The 17,464-nt window shown below is 56.2% G+C and carries 16 protein-coding genes; 6 read left to right on the top strand and 10 right to left on the bottom strand.

Annotation, left to right across the window (positions count from 1 at the left end; genetic code table 11):
• Positions 1-9 precede the first annotated feature (9 nt).
• Positions 10-1,902, top strand: coding sequence for a BglG family transcription antiterminator (locus NNN71_RS11630; RefSeq protein WP_271458534.1), 1,893 nt, complete (start codon positions 10-12; stop codon positions 1,900-1,902).
• Positions 1,903-1,946: 44 nt separating this feature from the next.
• Here the strand turns inward: NNN71_RS11630 and rimO are convergent, their stop codons facing one another.
• Positions 1,947-3,254, bottom strand: a complete 1,308-nt coding sequence (rimO, locus tag NNN71_RS11625) for a 30S ribosomal protein S12 methylthiotransferase RimO (protein WP_163447011.1) — start codon at positions 3,252-3,254, stop codon at positions 1,947-1,949.
• 173 nt (positions 3,255-3,427) lie between these two features.
• Complete coding sequence (locus tag NNN71_RS11620; protein WP_271458533.1) at positions 3,428-4,576, bottom strand: lipase family protein; 1,149 nt, start codon at positions 4,574-4,576, stop codon at positions 3,428-3,430.
• A 241-nt stretch (positions 4,577-4,817) separates the two neighbouring features.
• Between NNN71_RS11620 and NNN71_RS11615 the strand changes: the two genes are divergently transcribed.
• Positions 4,818-5,201, top strand: coding sequence for a biofilm formation regulator BssR (locus NNN71_RS11615; RefSeq protein WP_163447007.1), 384 nt, complete (start codon positions 4,818-4,820; stop codon positions 5,199-5,201).
• Between the two features lie 34 nt (positions 5,202-5,235).
• Here NNN71_RS11615 and NNN71_RS11610 read toward each other — a convergent pair whose 3' ends face one another.
• Together NNN71_RS11610 and NNN71_RS11605 are read right to left on the bottom strand one after the other, a co-directional pair.
• Entirely contained in the window at positions 5,236-6,522 is a 1,287-nt protein-coding gene (locus NNN71_RS11610) for an ABC transporter substrate-binding protein (protein WP_064548542.1), read from the bottom strand.
• A 24-nt stretch (positions 6,523-6,546) separates the two neighbouring features.
• Positions 6,547-7,626, bottom strand: a complete 1,080-nt coding sequence (locus NNN71_RS11605) for a cellulase family glycosylhydrolase (protein WP_163447003.1) — start codon at positions 7,624-7,626, stop codon at positions 6,547-6,549.
• A gap of 145 nt (positions 7,627-7,771) precedes the next feature.
• Here NNN71_RS11605 and NNN71_RS11600 point away from each other — a divergent pair, with 145 nt between their 5' ends.
• Positions 7,772-8,782, top strand: a complete 1,011-nt coding sequence (locus tag NNN71_RS11600) for a LacI family DNA-binding transcriptional regulator (RefSeq protein WP_271458532.1) — start codon at positions 7,772-7,774, stop codon at positions 8,780-8,782.
• Positions 8,783-8,787: 5 nt separating this feature from the next.
• Here the strand turns inward: NNN71_RS11600 and NNN71_RS11595 are convergent, their stop codons facing one another.
• A complete protein-coding gene (locus NNN71_RS11595) occupies positions 8,788-9,408 on the bottom strand; it encodes a glutathione S-transferase family protein (RefSeq protein ID WP_065355615.1) in 621 nt (206 codons plus the stop codon).
• A gap of 231 nt (positions 9,409-9,639) precedes the next feature.
• Here NNN71_RS11595 and dacC point away from each other — a divergent pair, with 231 nt between their 5' ends.
• A complete protein-coding gene (gene dacC, locus NNN71_RS11590) occupies positions 9,640-10,842 on the top strand; it encodes a serine-type D-Ala-D-Ala carboxypeptidase (RefSeq protein WP_163446999.1) in 1,203 nt (400 codons plus the stop codon).
• A 7-nt stretch (positions 10,843-10,849) separates the two neighbouring features.
• On the opposite strand, the gene deoR is transcribed toward dacC, so the two are convergent.
• Together deoR and ybjG are read right to left on the bottom strand one after the other, a co-directional pair.
• Positions 10,850-11,608 carry a DNA-binding transcriptional repressor DeoR gene (deoR, locus tag NNN71_RS11585; protein WP_065355616.1) on the bottom strand — a complete coding sequence of 253 codons (759 nt, stop codon included), beginning with the start codon at positions 11,606-11,608 and terminating at the stop codon, positions 10,850-10,852.
• Positions 11,609-11,678: 70 nt separating this feature from the next.
• Complete coding sequence (gene ybjG, locus NNN71_RS11580) at positions 11,679-12,287, bottom strand: undecaprenyl-diphosphate phosphatase (RefSeq protein ID WP_271458531.1); 609 nt, start codon at positions 12,285-12,287, stop codon at positions 11,679-11,681.
• A 267-nt stretch (positions 12,288-12,554) separates the two neighbouring features.
• Here ybjG and NNN71_RS11575 point away from each other — a divergent pair, with 267 nt between their 5' ends.
• Positions 12,555-13,790 carry an MFS transporter gene (locus tag NNN71_RS11575; protein ID WP_163446997.1) on the top strand — a complete coding sequence of 412 codons (1,236 nt, stop codon included), beginning with the start codon at positions 12,555-12,557 and terminating at the stop codon, positions 13,788-13,790.
• 69 nt (positions 13,791-13,859) lie between these two features.
• Here the strand turns inward: NNN71_RS11575 and NNN71_RS11570 are convergent, their stop codons facing one another.
• Positions 13,860-14,672, bottom strand: a complete 813-nt coding sequence (locus NNN71_RS11570; RefSeq protein ID WP_167576322.1) for a Cof-type HAD-IIB family hydrolase — start codon at positions 14,670-14,672, stop codon at positions 13,860-13,862.
• Positions 14,672-15,874 carry an MFS transporter gene (locus NNN71_RS11565; protein ID WP_271458530.1) on the bottom strand — a complete coding sequence of 401 codons (1,203 nt, stop codon included), beginning with the start codon at positions 15,872-15,874 and terminating at the stop codon, positions 14,672-14,674. The genes NNN71_RS11570 and NNN71_RS11565 overlap by 1 nt, the downstream gene beginning before the upstream one ends.
• 81 nt (positions 15,875-15,955) lie before the next feature.
• On the opposite strand from NNN71_RS11565, the gene NNN71_RS11560 reads away from it, so the two are divergent.
• Positions 15,956-16,507, top strand: coding sequence for a TetR/AcrR family transcriptional regulator (locus tag NNN71_RS11560; RefSeq protein WP_163446991.1), 552 nt, complete (start codon positions 15,956-15,958; stop codon positions 16,505-16,507).
• Here NNN71_RS11560 and NNN71_RS11555 read toward each other — a convergent pair.
• A complete protein-coding gene (locus NNN71_RS11555) occupies positions 16,504-17,301 on the bottom strand; it encodes an SDR family NAD(P)-dependent oxidoreductase (RefSeq protein ID WP_223802220.1) in 798 nt (265 codons plus the stop codon). The two genes, NNN71_RS11560 and NNN71_RS11555, sit on opposite strands and share 4 nt — an antisense overlap.
• Positions 17,302-17,464: the final 163 nt, after the last annotated feature.

Genomic DNA, 17,464 nt, shown 5'->3' with positions numbered 1-17,464 from the left:
GAGGGAAAGATGAGACTGTTCACCAATAAGCGAGTCAGAGATATCTTTATCCAGATAGCCCAGGGGACGGTGACGCAGCAGTCGTTGGCAAACGCGATGCATGTTTCTACCCGCACTATTCGTAGCGATCTGAAGGTGCTGGGCGAAATCATCATGCAAGCCGGTAATCGTCTCATCTACGATCGTAAAGTGGGGTTTTCTATTCAGGTGGATAACCCGGCGGGCCACCGCAGGCTGCTGGAACAGTCGCAAAAACCATGGAAAGAGACGCGCTCTACCCGCGAGCGGCGTAGCGCGTTGCTCACGGCGCTGTTGCGCCAGGATAAAGATGTTTCGCTGGAGCAGCTCGAATCGACGTGGTTTATCAGCCTCTATACGCTGCGCAACGACATCACGCTGCTCAAACGTCACTTTGCTCTTTACGATATCGCCGTCAACTGCGAGGGCGCCGAGCGCTATAAGCTACAGGGCAGTGAAATCGCGCTGCGTCGTTGTATCTACGATCATTTACTGCGGGCCAGAGAGCCGGAGGAGGAGTTCGCCGCGCTGTTCGACAATCGCGGACAAGTGGCGGATATCAAACAGGCGCTCAGCCGCTATGTCGTGGCGCATGGGCGACAAATTAGCGATGTGAACCTGCGCTTTTTTACGCTGATTTGCGCGATCGCATCCGGACGCATGCAGCGCGGTAGCTGGCTATTGGACTTTACGTTCAACGGCGGCGAACCGACGATAAAAACGGCGGCAGCAGAGATCTTCGCTTTGCTCTGCGGTGAGGGCGCGTCGGGGCTACAAAGTGAAATCGACTATATTGCGATGAACCTTGCTGCGTTTTGTACACACGCGGGGGACGACTTGTCGGAAAACTGCGCCGCCGAGTGCGCGGTGATGAATCATTTTCTCAGCTATGTGAGCGCCTCATGGTTTTGCGATGTGTTTTATGACGAAGCGTCGCGTTCCAGCCTGCTCAATCATATTAAAGCGATGCGCATTCGGGTTAACAACGGTATCACCATCGTTAACCCATTGATAGAACAGATTAAACGACACTATCCGCTCATTTATGAAATGACGCTTGCGGCATTCAGCGAACTGGAACATTTTTTCTCCGGGCGTATCAGCGATGACGAAATTGGCTATCTGGTGATGCATATTGGCGCCATCCTGGAAGAGACGCATCTTAAGGAGGCGACTCTGAGCACGCTGGTGGTCAGCGAGCAGGGCGGCGCATCGGCAAGACTGGTGTGCCAGAAAATAACCCGTATGTATCCACAACTGGCGATTGCGCGTTACATCTCGGTTGAACAATACAATGCCGCAGAAAGCATTGATGAGAATCTGGTTATTAGTTTCGTCACGGTGGCGGAGAAAAACCGGCGGGTGATTCATCTGCCGCCGCTGCCCGAGCGCTGGCAACTGGAAAATATGAAGTACTTTCTGCATGCGGAGACCACGCCGACCGCCATGGTGAACTATTTTTCGCCTGAGCATTTTTTTGTTTTTACCGAGCATCAGCATGATAAAGCTTCGTTAATTCACTTTCTGTCCGCTCAACTGGTTCGTCAGGGGCGGGTGGATGAACGCTATCTGGCGTCAGTACTGGAACGAGAGGAGCGTGCCTCAACGCTGCTGGATGATAAAATCGCCATCCCCCATCCGCTGGGCTTAGTCGCGTTGAGCACCATGGTGACGGTTGCGGTATTCCCCAACGGTATTGAATGGGACGCCGGGAAAATGGTGAAGATGGTCTTTATGCTGGCGATTAGCGAGGATGCGTTTGTCGATAGCATGCTGATTTATGACTATTTAACCAACATTCTTGATGATGACGTGATTGACGTACTGAGTCAGTGCGCCAGCTATCCCGCGTTTATGTCGCGGTCGCAGAAGTATTTTTTGTAGCGCATGAAAAATGCCTTTCCCCGTCAGGGGAAAGGCATGCGAGATTAAACCCGGCTACCCCACAGGTCATATTCGTCGGCGTTTTCTACCTTCACACGCACCACGTCGCCCGGTTTCACCTTCGTTTCACCGTTCAGGTAAACCGCGCCGTCGATTTCTGGGGCATCGGCCATGCTGCGGCCAATGGCGCCTTCTTCGTCCACTTCATCGATCATCACCAGAATTTCACGGCCGACTTTTTCCTGCAGGCGTTCGGCGGAAATCTGCTGTTGCAGCTGCATGAAGCGGTTCCAGCGGTCTTCCTTCACGTCGTCTGGCACCTGATCCGGCAGATCGTTCGCGGAGGCGCCGTCAACCGGGCTGTACTGGAAGCAGCCGACGCGATCGAGGCGGGCCTCTTTCAGGAAGTCGAGCAGCATCTGGAAATCTTCTTCCGTTTCGCCCGGGAAACCGACGATAAAGGTCGAGCGCAGAGTCAGGTCCGGGCAGATTTCACGCCACTGTTTAATGCGCGCAAGCTGACGGTCTACCGAGCCTGGACGTTTCATCAGCTTCAGGATACGCGGGCTGGCATGCTGTAGCGGAATATCGAGATACGGCAGAATTTTGCCTTCCGCCATCAGCGGGATCACGTCGTCAACGTGCGGATACGGATACACATAGTGCAGGCGCACCCAGACACCGAGTTTTGCCAGCTGTTCACACAGGCTTTCCATGCTGGTTTTCACCGGCTCGCCGTTGTGGAAACCGGTACGGTGCTTCACGTCCACCCCGTAGGCTGAGGTGTCCTGAGAGATCACCAGCAGCTCTTTCACGCCAGCGTCGACCAGACGTTTTGCTTCAGCCAGCACTTCGCCAATCGGACGGCTCACCAGATCGCCACGCATCGACGGAATGATGCAGAACGCGCAGCGGTGGTTACAGCCTTCGGATATCTTCAGATAGGCGTAATGGCGTGGCGTCAGCTTAACGCCCTGTTCCGGCACCAGGCTCAGGAACGGGTTGTGCTGTGGTTTTGGCGCGTAGTGGTGTACGTGCTCCAGAACCTGCTCGTAGCTGTGTGGGCCAGTGATTTCCAGCACTTTCGGGTGCACTTCGCGAATTTGATCTTCTTTGGCGCCCAGACAGCCGGTCACAATGACCTTACCGTTTTCTTGTAGCGCTTCACCGATCGCTTCCAGGGATTCCTGGACGGCGCTGTCGATAAAGCCGCAGGTATTGACGATGACCATATCGGCACCCTCATAAGTGGGCACCACCTCATAACCTTCGGTGCGCAGCTCGGTCAGGATGCGTTCGGAGTCGACCAGGTTTTTCGGACAGCCTAAAGATACAAAACCAATTTTGCTCATTTTATGTACGAATCATTGCTCAGGAAAACGCGGAGTATACATCATGCCCCAACGCTACAGCTATATCCGATGGTCATCTGATTGTCAGGAAAACGATATGTTAATAATGCGCTTCGTGAGCACGAATGCAGGCCAGAAAAGCGCCTGCATTATGCCTTCCGCCTGGTGACGTATTACTCTTTTTTCGCCACATCGGCCCGGATAAGGAAGGGCACGGAATCGCGCAGCGATGGATTGACGGTACCGCTGTGGTCAAGCCCTTCATAAACATGCACTTCTGCCTGCGTGCCGGCGGCTTTAACGGCATCGGCGAAGCGCAGCTGCATGGCGGTGGGAACGTTGATATCCGCGCTGCCAATACCGATAAATACCGGGTGCTGAATATGCATTGTCGGATACAACATGGTGTTGATCCCATTGCTTAACAGGCTTTCTATCGCGGGTTTAAGCGTATTGCTGGCATTGAGACCGGCCTGCATGGTTTTTTGCGTCAGCGGTGTGATACAGAGATTTTTCGCCTGTTCCAACAGTGGCAGCGCGCTGTCCTGGAAATAATCTTCTGGCTTCAGCGAGGGATCGGCGTCTGCGGCGGCGAGGTAGATATAGAAGATATACGGAATCTTAGGATCTCCGGCGTTCTGATTATCCCTTTTTGCTGGCGGCAGAATATCAGCAGCGGTGGTTCCGATCGCAAAATACGGTGTGCCGGTTAATACCGTGGCGCGGATGTTCAGTTCCGGCGCGTACTGAGGCTGGAATCCTGCGCTGGAAAATGCCGCGTGAGCCCCTTGTGATTGACCGACCAGAGTCAGTTCATTCTTCAGCGGAAACTGGCGCAGCGCGGCGCGAACGCCATCCAGTATGCTCCACGCTTCTCCACGGGCATTGAGATAGTGGTGTACGCCTTCCGAACCCAGGCCGGCATAGTCCGGCGCCACGATGGCGTAGCCCAGCGAAAGCCAGGTATTAAGGTACTGTTTATCGCGGACGGTACGTTCATTGAGCGATGGTGCGCATTGGCCGGCTACGCCGACGGTGCCGTGCGCCCAGACCACGACGGGCCATCCGCCTTCCGGCGCTTTCCCTTTTGGAATAAACACCGCGGCGGAGTCCACGCGCGGCGAATGCCCGTCAACGCCACTACGGGAAGGGTAAGGCATCAGATACTGCTGGGCGGCTTCGCTAAGCCCATGGTCGGCGGCCAGAGTGGCCGTATTTTCATGCTCTTTGGCCTGCGTCGGCGCGGCAATAACCGGGGAGGCGCTTGCGGATAACAGCATTAATGCACAGGCCGTCACCCTTACTCTTTCCTGAAATAACATGCACAACATCCTTTTTTGTCGTCTGAATAGTCACAGTGTAGTCGGCGACGCGTTAACGCGGCATCAATGACAGTCTGATATAGGGGCAGGGCGGTCGAGGCTTTTTCCAGTCCCGACGATGTTCAAGGTTGGTTCATTGTTAAAAATGTTGCAAATGATGAATTGTTGATATCGCGCAGCATTTTGTACGTTAAGTAATCTCATAATGAGAATGCCAATGGGTGGCAAGGGAGGTAAATGCATGACGGAAAGCAAACTGAAACGCAAGCTGGTGGGGAGGCTCATCAACGCGCGAATTGACCTTGATGCCTATTTGCAACTGAGGAAGGCAAAGGGGTATATGTCAGTCGGTGAAAACGATCATCTGCGTACTAACCTGCTTGAATTGTGCAGCGAGCTGCGTGATAACGCGGTCGCGCTTAAGCGCTGTACATCACTGAACGAATTGGAAATGATGCGGCAGGCGGGCGAGGCGATGGCCTCTGCTGCGGTTTGCCTGATGAGTGGGCGCTATGATTGCCCCTCATATATCGCGGTTAACGTAGAAACGCTCGATCGCTGTCTGGCGGCGTTGACGAAAAGCATTCGTAAGCTGGATGCAGGGGCTCCCGTGGTGGAAACCTGAAACCAGGGGGACATTCGTCCCCCTGCTCGTCGTGCTAGCGCATAATGCGACGTAAAATGCGGTTAGCCTGCTCTTCAAAGTTGGTCGCGGCCTGGTCGATCGTGGCTTTACCGTAATCGATGCTTTGCAGTGCGGAGCTGAACAAGGCGCCAAACTGCGGATCTTCAAGATACGGCAGCGCCTTCGACTTATTCGGCAGCGAGGCGGACTGCAGTAGCCCGGAAATCACCGGGTCGTCATCGGTTAACAGGCCCGCGTCGCGCAGGATTTTTTCACCTGACTTGCTTAGCGGCACGCCGCGCTCCAGCGCCACAGGGATAACGCCTTCTTTCTCGCTCATCAGGAAGTTAATCAGCGTTGCCGCTTCCTCCGGGTGGCGCGTGTTTTTGCTGATAGACAGCATCAGCGCCGTTTTATGGAACTGGCCGGCGTCTTTTGCCCCTTCGCGCATCGGATACGGCCCCATCACCAGATCCGCCGGATTGGCCAGATTCTGCGACTCGGCGGTGTACAACACGTTCCAGTTATAGACGCCGCCCCATTCACCGTTGATCCACGGTTTCATCTCATAGGCCACGCCTTTGCCAAACGATGCCATGGTACGGGCGTCCGGCACCGCGTGGGCGTCAACCAGCTTACGATAGAAGGTGAAAGCCTCGACCAAATCGGCATGGTTCCAGCCGAGCTTGCGGGCTTTCTCATCGACCATCGGTTTCTGGTTGCCCTGATAGACATACGAGTTCAGCAGCAGCAGAGAATCCTGCTCGGTGAGAATCAATGGATAGTAGTTATCACCCAGCTTCTCTTTAAATACTGGCCCGGCCTTCAGCAGTTCGTCCCAGGTTTTGGGTAACGCAACGCCGGCTTTTTTCCACGTGGCGGCGTTGTAGTAAAACAGCATCACGTTGGCGGAAACCGGAATGGCGTTGACCTTGCCATTCACTGTGGTGCTGGCCAGCGACTCCGGAGAAAACTGATCGAGTCCAATAGGCTTCGCCAGTTTATTGAGGTCATAAAAACCGTCGCCGGTTTTTGACAGCAGCGTCAGCCAGTTCCAGTTGGTCTGGATAACGTCGGCCTCGGTATTGCTGTTGATCTGCGTGGTCAGACGCGAGTAGAAGCCGTCCCAGCCGGTGTATTCCGCCTTCACTTTGATATTGGGATATTTGGCCTCAAAGGCTTCCAGCGCCTTTAAGGTGGCCTGGTTGCGGGCCTTGCCGCCCCACCAGGCAAAACGGAGTTCCACCTGATCGGCGCTGTGTGCGATGGGCATCGCGCCGAAACTGCAGCAGGCAAGCAGGAACAATATCGACTTTTTCATGGATGAATCCTCCGTGTCATAAGATTAACGCTGCTGCCGACGCCAGGTCGTTAAACCTTTCACCAGCTGCATTTCCTGCTCGCACCACGGCTTACCTTCTGGCGTTAACACATCGTGGAACCAGAGTGACTGCGGATCAGGGTGGTTTTTATTAACGCTGGTCCATGGGATCCAGGTTTGCGTGCGGCCCTGTACCAACCCCCACTGATAGCAGCCGGTATCAAAGGCGCAGAACAGCGGTAGCTGTTCGCTGAAGACGCAGTCCATATGGCGGGCCAGCCACTCGGTACACAGTACGGGACGATTGCGGCGAACCAGATTCTCCAGCACGCTCAGCTGGCGGGCGGCGGTGTTGTAGTTGTGGTAGGTGATGATGTCTGACAGATCCATTGCGGCAGCGTCGATCGGATGTTCCAGCGTGCCGTACTTGTCGTGATCGATATGCCATGCGCCAACGGTCAGCGGCTGGGTTGGCCCCACGTCGCGCGCCCAGCCAAAGGTGGCGATCATCAGCTCCAGGGCGTAGCTTTCCAGCGCTTCGTCATACTCGGTTGATTCCGTTGGCGACAGGTTGATGCCGCGGTTTCCCGGTTCGTTGTAGAGATCCCAGATGGTGATGCGCGCGTCGTCTTTAAAACGGGTCAGCACGTCACGTACGTAGGCTTCAACCCGCGGCCACTGCTGTGGATCCATCACGATAGCGCGGCCAGGGCTGGCGGCAGCCTGGCTGTTATGGACGCCTTCGCGCGGTGGTTTTTGTGGGCCGAGGTACGGCTCGTCGCCGGAGAAGCCGCAGTCGTCCATCAGCGTCAGCATGACCTGGATATCGTGTTTCGCGGCGAGGCTCAGGAAGGTGTCGATGCGCGCCAGCAGACCGTCGCGATCCGCTTCCCAGACAATAAACGGCAGGTTGGTGCGCAGGGCGTTATAGCCGTAATCGTGCGCCCAGCCCAGCTCCTGATCGATCACTGCGGCGTCAAAGGTGTCGGCCTGCCACATTTCGGTCCAGTTCACCGCGCTGCGCGGCAAATAGTTAAACCCACAGGCCCAGCCGTGTTGTTTAAACCACGCTTGCGCCTGAGATTCGGTCCATTGTGAATGCATTTCTGTTTCTCCGTTGCTAATAATTATTAGCTAATATTTATTAACTGACGGTGGATACGCAATCACAAGGCTGTCATTCTGCTGGGGCGTTCACAAAAAAGATGTGGGATAACTGTGCTATAGTCGGCGGCGATAAGGAGTAATCATGCAGAAAAAAAATAAGATAACGATGAGTGATATCGCCAGGGAAGCCGGTGTTTCTCAGGCGACCGTTTCGCTGGTGCTCAACAATAGTCGGGCAATTCGTCTGAGTGATGCCACGCGCGACCGGGTGTATGCCGCGGCGCAGGCGTTGGGCTATCAAAAAATTATCGTGCCGCACCGTAAGGACGGGCAGGAGGAGATTGCGCTGCTGCTCAGCGGTATGCCGAATTACGATCCCTTTGTTGACGCCATTAGCGAGGCCAGCAGCACGGCATGGCAGCGTGATACGTTGCTGACCGTTTACGATTACGGCGACGATATGGAGTTGGCCGGGCAGATTCTCCGTCAGTTGGAGCGGCGCAACTGCGCGGGAGTCATTCTCGCCAGCTCGGTAACGCGCGTCTTCGACTTTTCACCCTTTGAACCGTTAATCAACAAGCCGGTGGTGCTGCTGAACCAGTACGATCCCAACCGCCCGCTGTTGCCGACTTTCCTACCGGATGACCGGGCTAACGCCTGCCAGACCGTCAACCATCTGCTGGCGCAGGGGGTGACGCGCATCGCGCACATCATGGGCGATGAGTGGATGGATGCCAGCGTGCTGCGCCTGGAAGGGTATCGCCAGACGCTTGAGCATGCGGGCATTACGGTGGATGAAGCGTTAATCAAGCAAACGGACTGGTCGCTGGATGCCACGTTTAAAGCCACGCTGGAGCTGATGCGCCTGCCGCAGCCGCCGCAGGCCATCTTCTGCGCCAGCGACTGGATGACGCTCGGCTGCTATCAGGCGCTGGCAACGTTGAATGTGTCGATTCCTGGGGACGTGCTGGTGTGTGGTTATGACGATCAGCGGATAGCTCATCAGTTGACGCCGGCGCTGACCAGCGTGCAGCTCGCTTATAACGAGTTGGGTCGAATGGCGGTGAGCTATCTCTGCGATGGCGACGATACCGCCGCTCATATCCGGCTGGTGGGCAAGTTGCAGGTGCGCGGCAGCAGCCAGCGCACCTGAAAAAATCAGCTGACGGGAATCATCACGACGTCGCGGAATGCCGGGCGTTCTGCTAGCTGCTGATACCAGCGCGCGAGGTGTGGGCGTGGCTGCCAGGTCTTGACGGTTTCCAGCAGGTTATAGACGAACGGCGCGACGGCGATATCGCCCACGCCGAACGCTTCGCCGGAGAGCCAGGTCTGTTTTGCCAGCGTGTTCTCCAGAATGTCCAGCAGCGGCTCGCAGGCTTCAATGGCCGCTTCAATCTCCGCCATATTGCGCTGTTCCGCTGGGGTTCTTACCAGCCCGATGAGAATCTTGCGGTGCACCGGGGATAGGGTCTCGTTGGCCCAGTCCATCCATTTTTCGCTTTTGGCGCGCTGAATGGGGCTGGCTTGCCACAGGCTGTCAGTTCCGTACTGCGCCGCCAGGTAGCGGACAATAGTATTGGACTCCCACAACACGTCATCACCGTCTTTCAACATCGGCACCAGACCGTTCGGATTGAGTGCCAGATAGGCCGCGTCGCGGTTCACGCCAAAGCCCTGACCCGCCATAATCTGCTCGTAGGGCAGGTTGAGTTCGGCCAGCGTCCAGCGCACTTTTTTCACGTTCGTTGAATTATTTCGTCCCCACAGCGTAACCATAACCACTCCCGTTTTTTTAGCGAAGGTTCAATGTGCGGCAAAGTTAACGCTTACGCAATCTTGATCAAAAAAAATGTCAGGTTTTAAGCACAAGTTGGGGATCTTGCGTAAACTTAAAAAACTTTACCAACTCACTGTTTCTTTAAGAGAGTTTCTACGTTATTACTCACGGCCTGGTGCAGCACGGCACTGTCGTGGCGTGTTTTGGGAATGGATACTTGGGTGGTTTTTATGATGTGTAACGCTAACGCCTTCAGGAGCCTGATGGCAGGCTCTGCGCTTTTACTTTTGATTGCACCGGCGGTGCAGGCGGCGGAGCAGATGCCCGATGCGCCGGCTATCGACGCGCGCGCGTTTATATTGATGGACTATGCCAGCGGTAAGGTACTGACCGAAGGCAATGCCGATGAGAAGCTGGACCCGGCCAGCCTGACGAAAATCATGACCAGCTACGTGGTTGGCCAGGCGCTGAAGGCGAACAAAATCAAGCTGACCGATATGGTCACGATTGGCCGTGATGCGTGGGCCACCGGCAACCCGGCGCTGCGCGGATCCTCGGTGATGTTCCTCAAGCCGGGTGAGCAGGTCTCCGTCGAGAACCTCAATAAAGGGGTGATCATCCAGTCGGGCAACGATGCCAGCATCGCCATCGCCGACTACGTTGCAGGCAGTCAGGACTCTTTTGTGAGCCTGATGAACGGCTATGCACAGAAAATTGGCCTGACAAATACCACCTTCAAAACTGTTCACGGCCTGGATGCGCCGGGGCAGTACAGCACCGCGCGTGACATGGCGCTGCTGACCAAAGCCATGATTCACGATGTGCCGGAAGAGTACGCGGTACACAAAGAGAAAGAGTTTACCTTCAACAACATCCGCCAGCCGAACCGTAACCGTCTGCTGTGGAGCACCAACCTCAACGTCGACGGCGTGAAAACCGGTACGACCGCCGGCGCGGGCTACAACCTGGTGTCATCGGCCACCCAGGGCGATATGCGCCTGATTGCCGTGGTGCTGGGCACCAAGAGCGATCGCGTGCGCTTTAACGAGTCGGAAAAACTGTTGACCTGGGGTTTCCGTTTCTTTGAAACCGTCACCCCGATTAAGCCGGATGCGACCTTTGTCAGCCAGCGTGTGTGGTTTGGTGATAAGAGCGAAGTGAATCTGGGGGCCGGGGAAGCCGGTTCGGTGACAATTCCGAAAGGCCAGCTGAAAAACCTGAAGGCCAGCTACAGCTTAACTCAGCCGCAGCTGACCGCGCCGCTGACCAAAGGGCAGGTGGTGGGGACCATTGATTTTAAACTCAACGACAAAACCATCGAACAGCGCCCGCTGATCGTCATGGAAGCGGTCGAAGAGGGCGGGTTCTTTAGCCGGATGATGGACTTCGTGCTGATGAAGTTCCACGAGTGGTTCGGCAGCTGGTTCTCGTAATGCCTGATTAATACAGCAGCGAGATTTGCTGCTGTTTCGCCAGTGCCACCAGTTCTTCATCCGGACTGGTGTCGCTGGCAATCACATCAAAGCGCGTCAGATCGCCCATGCGGGCGGGGCGCACTTTGCCAAACTTGCTGTGATCCGCTACCAGCACATGATAGCGCGCCTGGCGCATTGCCCAATGCTTCACCGGCAGCTCTTCCAGATTAAAACAGGTTGCGCCCATCTCGATGTCGATACCCGCCGCGGAATAGAAGGCGATGTCCGGGCACAGGTGCGACAACGTATCCTGCTCGCTCAGCGGTTTGAAAATAGCGTTGCTGGCGTGGAACTCGCCGCCGCAAAGAATAGGCCGACAGTTGGGCTTATCCTGTAGCGCGAGGAAAGTGTTGAGGGAGTAGCAGACGGCGGTAAAAGGCAGATCGTTATCAATGGCATCGATAATCCACGGAGTGGTGGTGCCGCAGTCGAAAAACGCCATCTGGTGCGGCTTGAGCAGCTTTGCGGCATGGCGTGCCGCCAGCTTTTTTTCTTCCACCAGGCGGGTTTTTTGGTCGCTCAGTAAATAGTGCGGCACGCTGCGCGGTTCCAGCACCACGTAGCCGCCCAGCAGCACGACCGGCCCGCTTTCGCTGTTGAGATCGCGACGAATCGTCATTTCAGAAACGCCAAGCAGCGCCGCCGCTTCTTTAAGATGCAGCTTATCGCTACGTTTCAGTGCCTGAATCAGTTGGCCAATTCGCTCGTCGCGTCGTGTTTCCATAGTGCCTCTGGTGGACATGCCCCGGCAGGTCGCCGGGGCTCAGCGCGTTATTTTACCTGCGAGCGAAGTGCTAGTCACGCACCCAGCCTTTACGAATCGGAACAGAGAAGATAATGCGGTGCAGCTGCTGAAGGCGCGGGTAAACCAATGCGCCAATGGAGTGCCACAGCATTTGCGCGACCATGCAACCTACGAGGCCGCTGAGGAAACCGCCGAGCATATCCATCGGCCAGTGTACGCCGAGATAGACGCGGGACCAGGCAATCGCCATCCCCACGACCATCAGCACCAGCCCGGACCACAGGCGGTGCCAGAACAGGAACGCCAGCGCGAAGGTGAATATCACCGTGCCGTGGTCGCTCGGGAAGGAGTTATCCGGTGCGTGATGCAGGAACGTATGGCCGACGTTTTCGACAAACGGACGCTCGTGCGGGAATAGCTGACCAATCGTCCACGACAGCGTAAGGCTAACGGTAATCGCCAGCGCGACTTTAATCACCAGATGACGCTGAGCATGCACCTGCTTACGTTCACCCCATAACCACATGGCGGCGGCCAGCAGAGGGACGATCAGGATCAGATCCTGCGCGATGAATGTCGCCAATGAAATTTCCCACGCCGCCGAGGCAGGGGTGGCATTGATGAGCAAAAACAGCGAATGGTTCAGGTTTTCCAGCATAGCGTTCCGGCTTAATAGATGACGTTTATATGACAGCTACCTTAAAAAGCCGTTTCTGGCGGGTAAAGCGGCATTGTCTGATTCGCTATACGCAATTTAAGGCGGCCCGTCGCATGGCGTAGAGTATAGTGCCAACTACCTTAAGCCAATCTTAACAACGCTTAACAACATCAATTTGTGCGAAATTGTTAAGCTGCGTGATAATTGACTATCACCACTAGCGTGCATTGATTAAACTTGCGCGTTTTTAGAATGCATACGAGTCATATGGACACTTTATCTTCTTCCCGGAAACGCTTAGGGCGCAAGGCGATTCTGTTCCCGCTTTGCCTCGTGCTCTATGAGTTTTCTACCTATATCGGCAACGATATGATCCAGCCCGGCATGCTCGCAGTGGTGAAGGAATTCAACGCTGGCGATGAATGGGTGCCGACCTCGATGACCGCCTACCTTGCCGGCGGTATGTTCCTGCAATGGCTGCTGGGGCCGCTATCGGACCGCATTGGCCGCCGCCCGGTCATGCTCACCGGCGTTGTCTGGTTTATCGTCACCTGTCTGGCGACTCTGCTGGTGCAAAATATTGAGCAGTTCACTTTCCTGCGTTTTTTACAGGGCGTGAGTCTGTGCTTTATTGGCGCGGTGGGCTATGCGGCGATTCAGGAGTCTTACGATGAGGCGACCTGTATCAAGATAACCGCCTTGATGGCCAACGTCGCATTGATTGCGCCATTACTGGGGCCGCTGGTGGGGGCCGCGTGGATCCACGTCGCCCGTTGGGAGAGCATGTTTGTGCTCTTCGCGGCGCTGGCAGCCCTGGCTTATATCGGGCTGCATAAGGAGATGCCGGAGACGGCGACGCGCATTGGCGAGAAGCTGTCGTTAAAAGAGCTGGGGCGAGATTATCGCGAAGTGCTGAAAAATGGCCGCTTCGTGGCGGGCGCGCTGGCGACGGGGTTTGTTAGCCTGCCGTTGCTGGCGTGGATTGCGCAGTCTCCGGTGATTATTATTAGCGGTGAGGGTGCGAGCAGCTATGAATACGGCCTGCTGCAGGTGCCGATTTTCGGCGCGCTGATCCTCGGAAACCTTGTGCTGGCGCGTCTGACTTCGCGCCGCACGGTGCGCGCGCTGATCGTCGCGGGGGGATATCCCATTATGTTTGGCCTTATTCTGGCCGCTGCGGCGACGGTGGTGTCGTCTCATGCCTATCTGTGGATGACCGCCGGATTAAGCTTCTACGCCTTCGGGATTGGTCTGGCGAACGCCGGGCTGGTGCGTTTGACGCTGTTTGCCAGCGAGATGAGCAAAGGTACGGTCTCCGCGGCGATGGGCATGCTGCAAATGCTGATCTTTACCGTCGGCATTGAGCTTAGTAAACACATGTACCTGTTGGGGGGAATTGGCTTATTCAGCCTGTTCAACCTGGCCGGTGGTTTGCTGTGGCTGGGGCTGATGGTGATGTTCCTGCGGGATAAAACGGTCGGCAGCGGCTTACAGCCGCAATAACGCTACGCAGCTTATCGGGCCTACGATCGATAATCGACCAGTAGGCCCGATAACCAAGCCGGATCTTAATCAGGCAAACGGCGCTTCGCCGTTGAGCACCTTATCAATAATCTCCAGCACGCCTTCTTCGTTATTGTGCGCCGCACGATAATTCGCGACCGCTTTCACCGCTTCAGACGCATTGGCCATCGCAAAACCGTAGCCAGCCTGCTTCAGCATCTCAATATCGTTGCCGCTGTCGCCAAAGGCCACCACTTCCTCGTTACGGATGCCCCAGCGAGCCTGCAGTAGACTCAAGCCGTGTGCCTTGTGCACGCCGGGGATGATCAGGTCGATACTGCCGTGACCGGTGGTGACGGCGGTGAGCATATGACCAAGCTTGTCATCAAGCAGTGTCTGCATTTGCGGCACTTTATCGTCCGGAATATTCAGGGCGAATTTGAGAATGGTGTCGTCGAGATTATCGAAATTCTCCACCAGCTCCAGACGGTGATAATAGTGCACCGCAATGTCGTGGAAGCGCGGGTCATAGTGCTTCAGCGTGTAGGCGCTCTGTTTACCGCAGGCGATAATCTCAATTTCCGGGCGCGTTTGCAGGAACGCCACAATCTGCTGGAAATGGTCGCGCGGCATTGAACAGTTGAAAACGTCCTCTCCGGCGTCGCGGACCCAGCCGCCGTTCTCGGCAACGAAGCCAATTTCATCGACAATTTCCGGGAAGAACGACGCCAGTTGGTAGTACTGGTTGCCGCTGGCGACCACAAAGCGAATCTGCTGTTCTTTCATCCGCGCATACTGTTGGCGGAAGCGTTCGCGGTTATAGGTTTTCTTGTCGTTTAAAAATGTGCCATCCATGTCGACAGCGATCAGTTTAACGCTCATCAATGACTCTCCATTACAACGCGGGGCTCGGGTTTCGCCACCGCTTTCGCCACCAGAGCGGCAATCAGAACCAGCGCCAGGACGGCCAGCATCGCGCTACGCAGACCGTAATGTTCGCCGAGGAAGCCGAGCAGCGGCGGCCCGACCAGAAACGCCAGATAGCCAGTGGTGGCGACAACGCTGACGCGAGTTGGCGCATCCGGGCCGGTATCGCTGGCGGCGGAAATCGTGAGCGGGAAGCCAAGCGACGCGCCCAGTCCCCATAGAATAACCGACACGCCGGCCACCCAGGCGCTGTCGACAAAAATAATCAGCGCAATACCGAGCGCCCCCATCAATGCGCTGGCGCGCACCACGCTGACGCGGCTGTAGCGGTCGATAAACCAGCCGCCGGTAAAGCGCCCGACGGTCATACCCAGCGTGAAGCCGGCGTAAATGAGTGAGCCGGAGGTGGGACTAAAACCATGACCGTCCACCATCAGCAGCGGTAGCCAGTCGTTGGCTGAGCCTTCGGCGAACGCCATCGCCAGCACCACCACGCCAATCAGCATCAGCTGCATATCACGCCAGAAGGGCACGCCTTTTTCCTGGTGCTGCGCATCTTCCGCGGCGTTTTTGCCGGTGCCGTCGGGAATGGCCTTAATGGCAATGGCGATGGGGGCAATACCCACCAGCGCCGCCAGCAAAATATGCCACATCGCAGGAAGACCAAAGGCGGTGACCGCCATGCCGATGCCGGCGCCAACCAGCGTGCCGAAGCTGTAAAAGCCGTGCATCATTGGCAGTACGGTTTTTTTCATTTCGCGCTCGACCGCTGCGCCTTCAACGTTAATCGCCACTTCCGCTGAGCCAAAGCTAGCGCCAAAGATGGCCAGGCCGATAGCGAAGATCCACGCCGAGCCAAAGTGCAGCGCCAGGCTGAGGATCATCATGCCAAAGATGGCGCACGACATAGTGGTGCGAATCACCGCGCGGGTTGCGAATCGTTTCACTAAAAAAGCCGAACAAAGGATGCCGCTCATCGAACCAATCGACAGGCCAAACAGCACGATGCCCATTTCAGCAGTAGAAACCGATAAAATATCGCGGATCGCAGGCGTACGCGTAGCCCAGGAGGCCATCAATAAACCGGGTAAAAAGAAGAACATAAAGAGCGCCCACATCCGCAGTTGCAGGGCTTTACGGGAAGTTAACGTTGTCATCCATTCGCGTCGGGTCGGAAAGTGTGCAGACAACACTAACAAGACTGTGTACATTTGTACATAATCTGCATGAGGAGAATTATGGCTCGCCGACCGAATGACCCGCAGCGCCGGGAGCGCATCGTTGACGCTACGCTGGAAACGATCGCCACGCACGGCATTAATGCGGTCACGCACCGTAAAATCGCCACCTGCGCTGATGTGCCGTTGGGGTCGATGACCTATTATTTCGACGGCATTGAAGCGCTGCTGGGCGAGGCGTTTCGCACCTTTACCGATCGGATGTCGGAAGAGTATACGGCGTTCTTCGCCGATGTGACCAACACCACGGAAGCCTGTGATGCCGTTGCTGAAATCATCTTCAGCAGCCAGGTGACAACACCGAAGAACATGACCCTGATGTATCAGCTGTACGCGCTGGCGAGCAGTACGCCGTCGATGAAAGCGATTATGCAGAACTGGATGAAGCGCAGCCAGCAGACGCTGGCGCAGTGGTTCGACCCGACGACCGCCCGCGCGCTGGACGCCTTTATCGAAGGCATGACGCTGCATTTTGTCACCGATCGCCAGCCGCTGACGCGCGAGGATATTCGCAGCATGGTAGGGCGCATTGCCGGAGAGAAGCTGCGCTAGCTCAGCGTCGCGCCAGCGGTCACGTTGACGATGGTCGCGGTCATGGCTCCGGCTGCGTCAGCGGCCAAAAATGTTATCACTCCGGCGACCTGCTCGAGCGTAGGCAATTGTTTAAGCAGGGTGCCTTGCGCCGCGCCGCCCAGCCATTCGTCGACGGTGAGTTCCATTGCCTGCGCCTTCTGGCGAAAGATCTCGCCGGTATAGGAGCCCGCTTCTACGGCCCCGATAATCGCGTGTGAACGTACGCCGAGCACGCGGATGTTGCGCGGGCCTAGTTCGCTTGCCAGCGCTTTAATAAACGCCTCCGTTGCCGCACAGCCCACGATATGTCCCAGGTGTCCAGGTATTGCCATCGCGGCTGCTGGGGCGACGACGGTCAGCATCACCCCCTGGCGGCGTCCACCCAGATAGGGGGCAGCCGATTTGGCGATAATAAACTGGGCTGCCAGAAACGGATCGATTCCCTGTCTGAACTCGGCAAGGGACAGCCGCTCCAGATGTTTTCCCTGCTCATGCATAAAGCCGGTCGCGTTTACCACCACGTCGATGCCGTGAGCCTGCTCGGCCAGCTGCGCGACGCGCCGCTGCGTCGCCTGTTCATCGAGTACGTCAACGGTAAAGGTGCTGACAGTGCCCCCCTGCGCGCGCACGCTTTCGGCCACCGCGTCGAGCTTATCCTGATGGCGCGCCGCGAGATGCACCAGCGCGCCCTCGCGGGCCATGGCATGCGCTACCGCGCCGCCAATAGCACCGCTGCCGCCGAAGATAATCGCGACTTTGCCTGCTAATAACATAGGTCACCTCATGGTTCGGTGCGTGTTCTATCAGTATGGGATAGGGGGGAGGGGATGCAAGCGAAGCGAGTTTAATGTATTGATTTTGTTTGGTTTAACTGGATTTCGGGCAACAAAAAACCCATTTATGTAAATGGGTCAGTGAAAATAATGACTTGTAGGA

This window comes from Kluyvera sp. Awk 3 (assembly GCF_028069715.1).
Classification (GTDB): Bacteria; Pseudomonadota; Gammaproteobacteria; order Enterobacterales; family Enterobacteriaceae; genus Kluyvera; species Kluyvera georgiana_A.
Note: the sequence above shows the minus strand (reverse complement) of the source record. Positions and strands in the feature narration are given on the sequence as shown.

Bases quoted from the DNA above. Each gene is read 5' to 3' on its own strand.
- NNN71_RS11630 (WP_271458534.1), top strand. From the start codon at position 10: ATGAGACTGTTCACCAATAAGCGAGTCAGAGATATCTTTATCCAGATA.
- rimO (WP_163447011.1), bottom strand. From the start codon at position 3,254: ATGAGCAAAATTGGTTTTGTATCTTTAGGCTGTCCGAAAAACCTGGTC.
- NNN71_RS11620 (WP_271458533.1), bottom strand. From the start codon at position 4,576: ATGTTATTTCAGGAAAGAGTAAGGGTGACGGCCTGTGCATTAATGCTG.
- NNN71_RS11615 (WP_163447007.1), top strand. From the start codon at position 4,818: ATGACGGAAAGCAAACTGAAACGCAAGCTGGTGGGGAGGCTCATCAAC.
- NNN71_RS11610 (WP_064548542.1), bottom strand. From the start codon at position 6,522: ATGAAAAAGTCGATATTGTTCCTGCTTGCCTGCTGCAGTTTCGGCGCG.
- NNN71_RS11605 (WP_163447003.1), bottom strand. From the start codon at position 7,626: ATGCATTCACAATGGACCGAATCTCAGGCGCAAGCGTGGTTTAAACAA.
- NNN71_RS11600 (WP_271458532.1), top strand. From the start codon at position 7,772: ATGCAGAAAAAAAATAAGATAACGATGAGTGATATCGCCAGGGAAGCC.
- NNN71_RS11595 (WP_065355615.1), bottom strand. From the start codon at position 9,408: ATGGTTACGCTGTGGGGACGAAATAATTCAACGAACGTGAAAAAAGTG.
- dacC (WP_163446999.1), top strand. From the start codon at position 9,640: ATGATGTGTAACGCTAACGCCTTCAGGAGCCTGATGGCAGGCTCTGCG.
- deoR (WP_065355616.1), bottom strand. From the start codon at position 11,608: ATGGAAACACGACGCGACGAGCGAATTGGCCAACTGATTCAGGCACTG.
- ybjG (WP_271458531.1), bottom strand. From the start codon at position 12,287: ATGCTGGAAAACCTGAACCATTCGCTGTTTTTGCTCATCAATGCCACC.
- NNN71_RS11575 (WP_163446997.1), top strand. From the start codon at position 12,555: ATGGACACTTTATCTTCTTCCCGGAAACGCTTAGGGCGCAAGGCGATT.
- NNN71_RS11570 (WP_167576322.1), bottom strand. From the start codon at position 14,672: ATGAGCGTTAAACTGATCGCTGTCGACATGGATGGCACATTTTTAAAC.
- NNN71_RS11565 (WP_271458530.1), bottom strand. From the start codon at position 15,874: ATGACAACGTTAACTTCCCGTAAAGCCCTGCAACTGCGGATGTGGGCG.
- NNN71_RS11560 (WP_163446991.1), top strand. From the start codon at position 15,956: ATGGCTCGCCGACCGAATGACCCGCAGCGCCGGGAGCGCATCGTTGAC.
- NNN71_RS11555 (WP_223802220.1), bottom strand. From the start codon at position 17,301: ATGTTATTAGCAGGCAAAGTCGCGATTATCTTCGGCGGCAGCGGTGCT.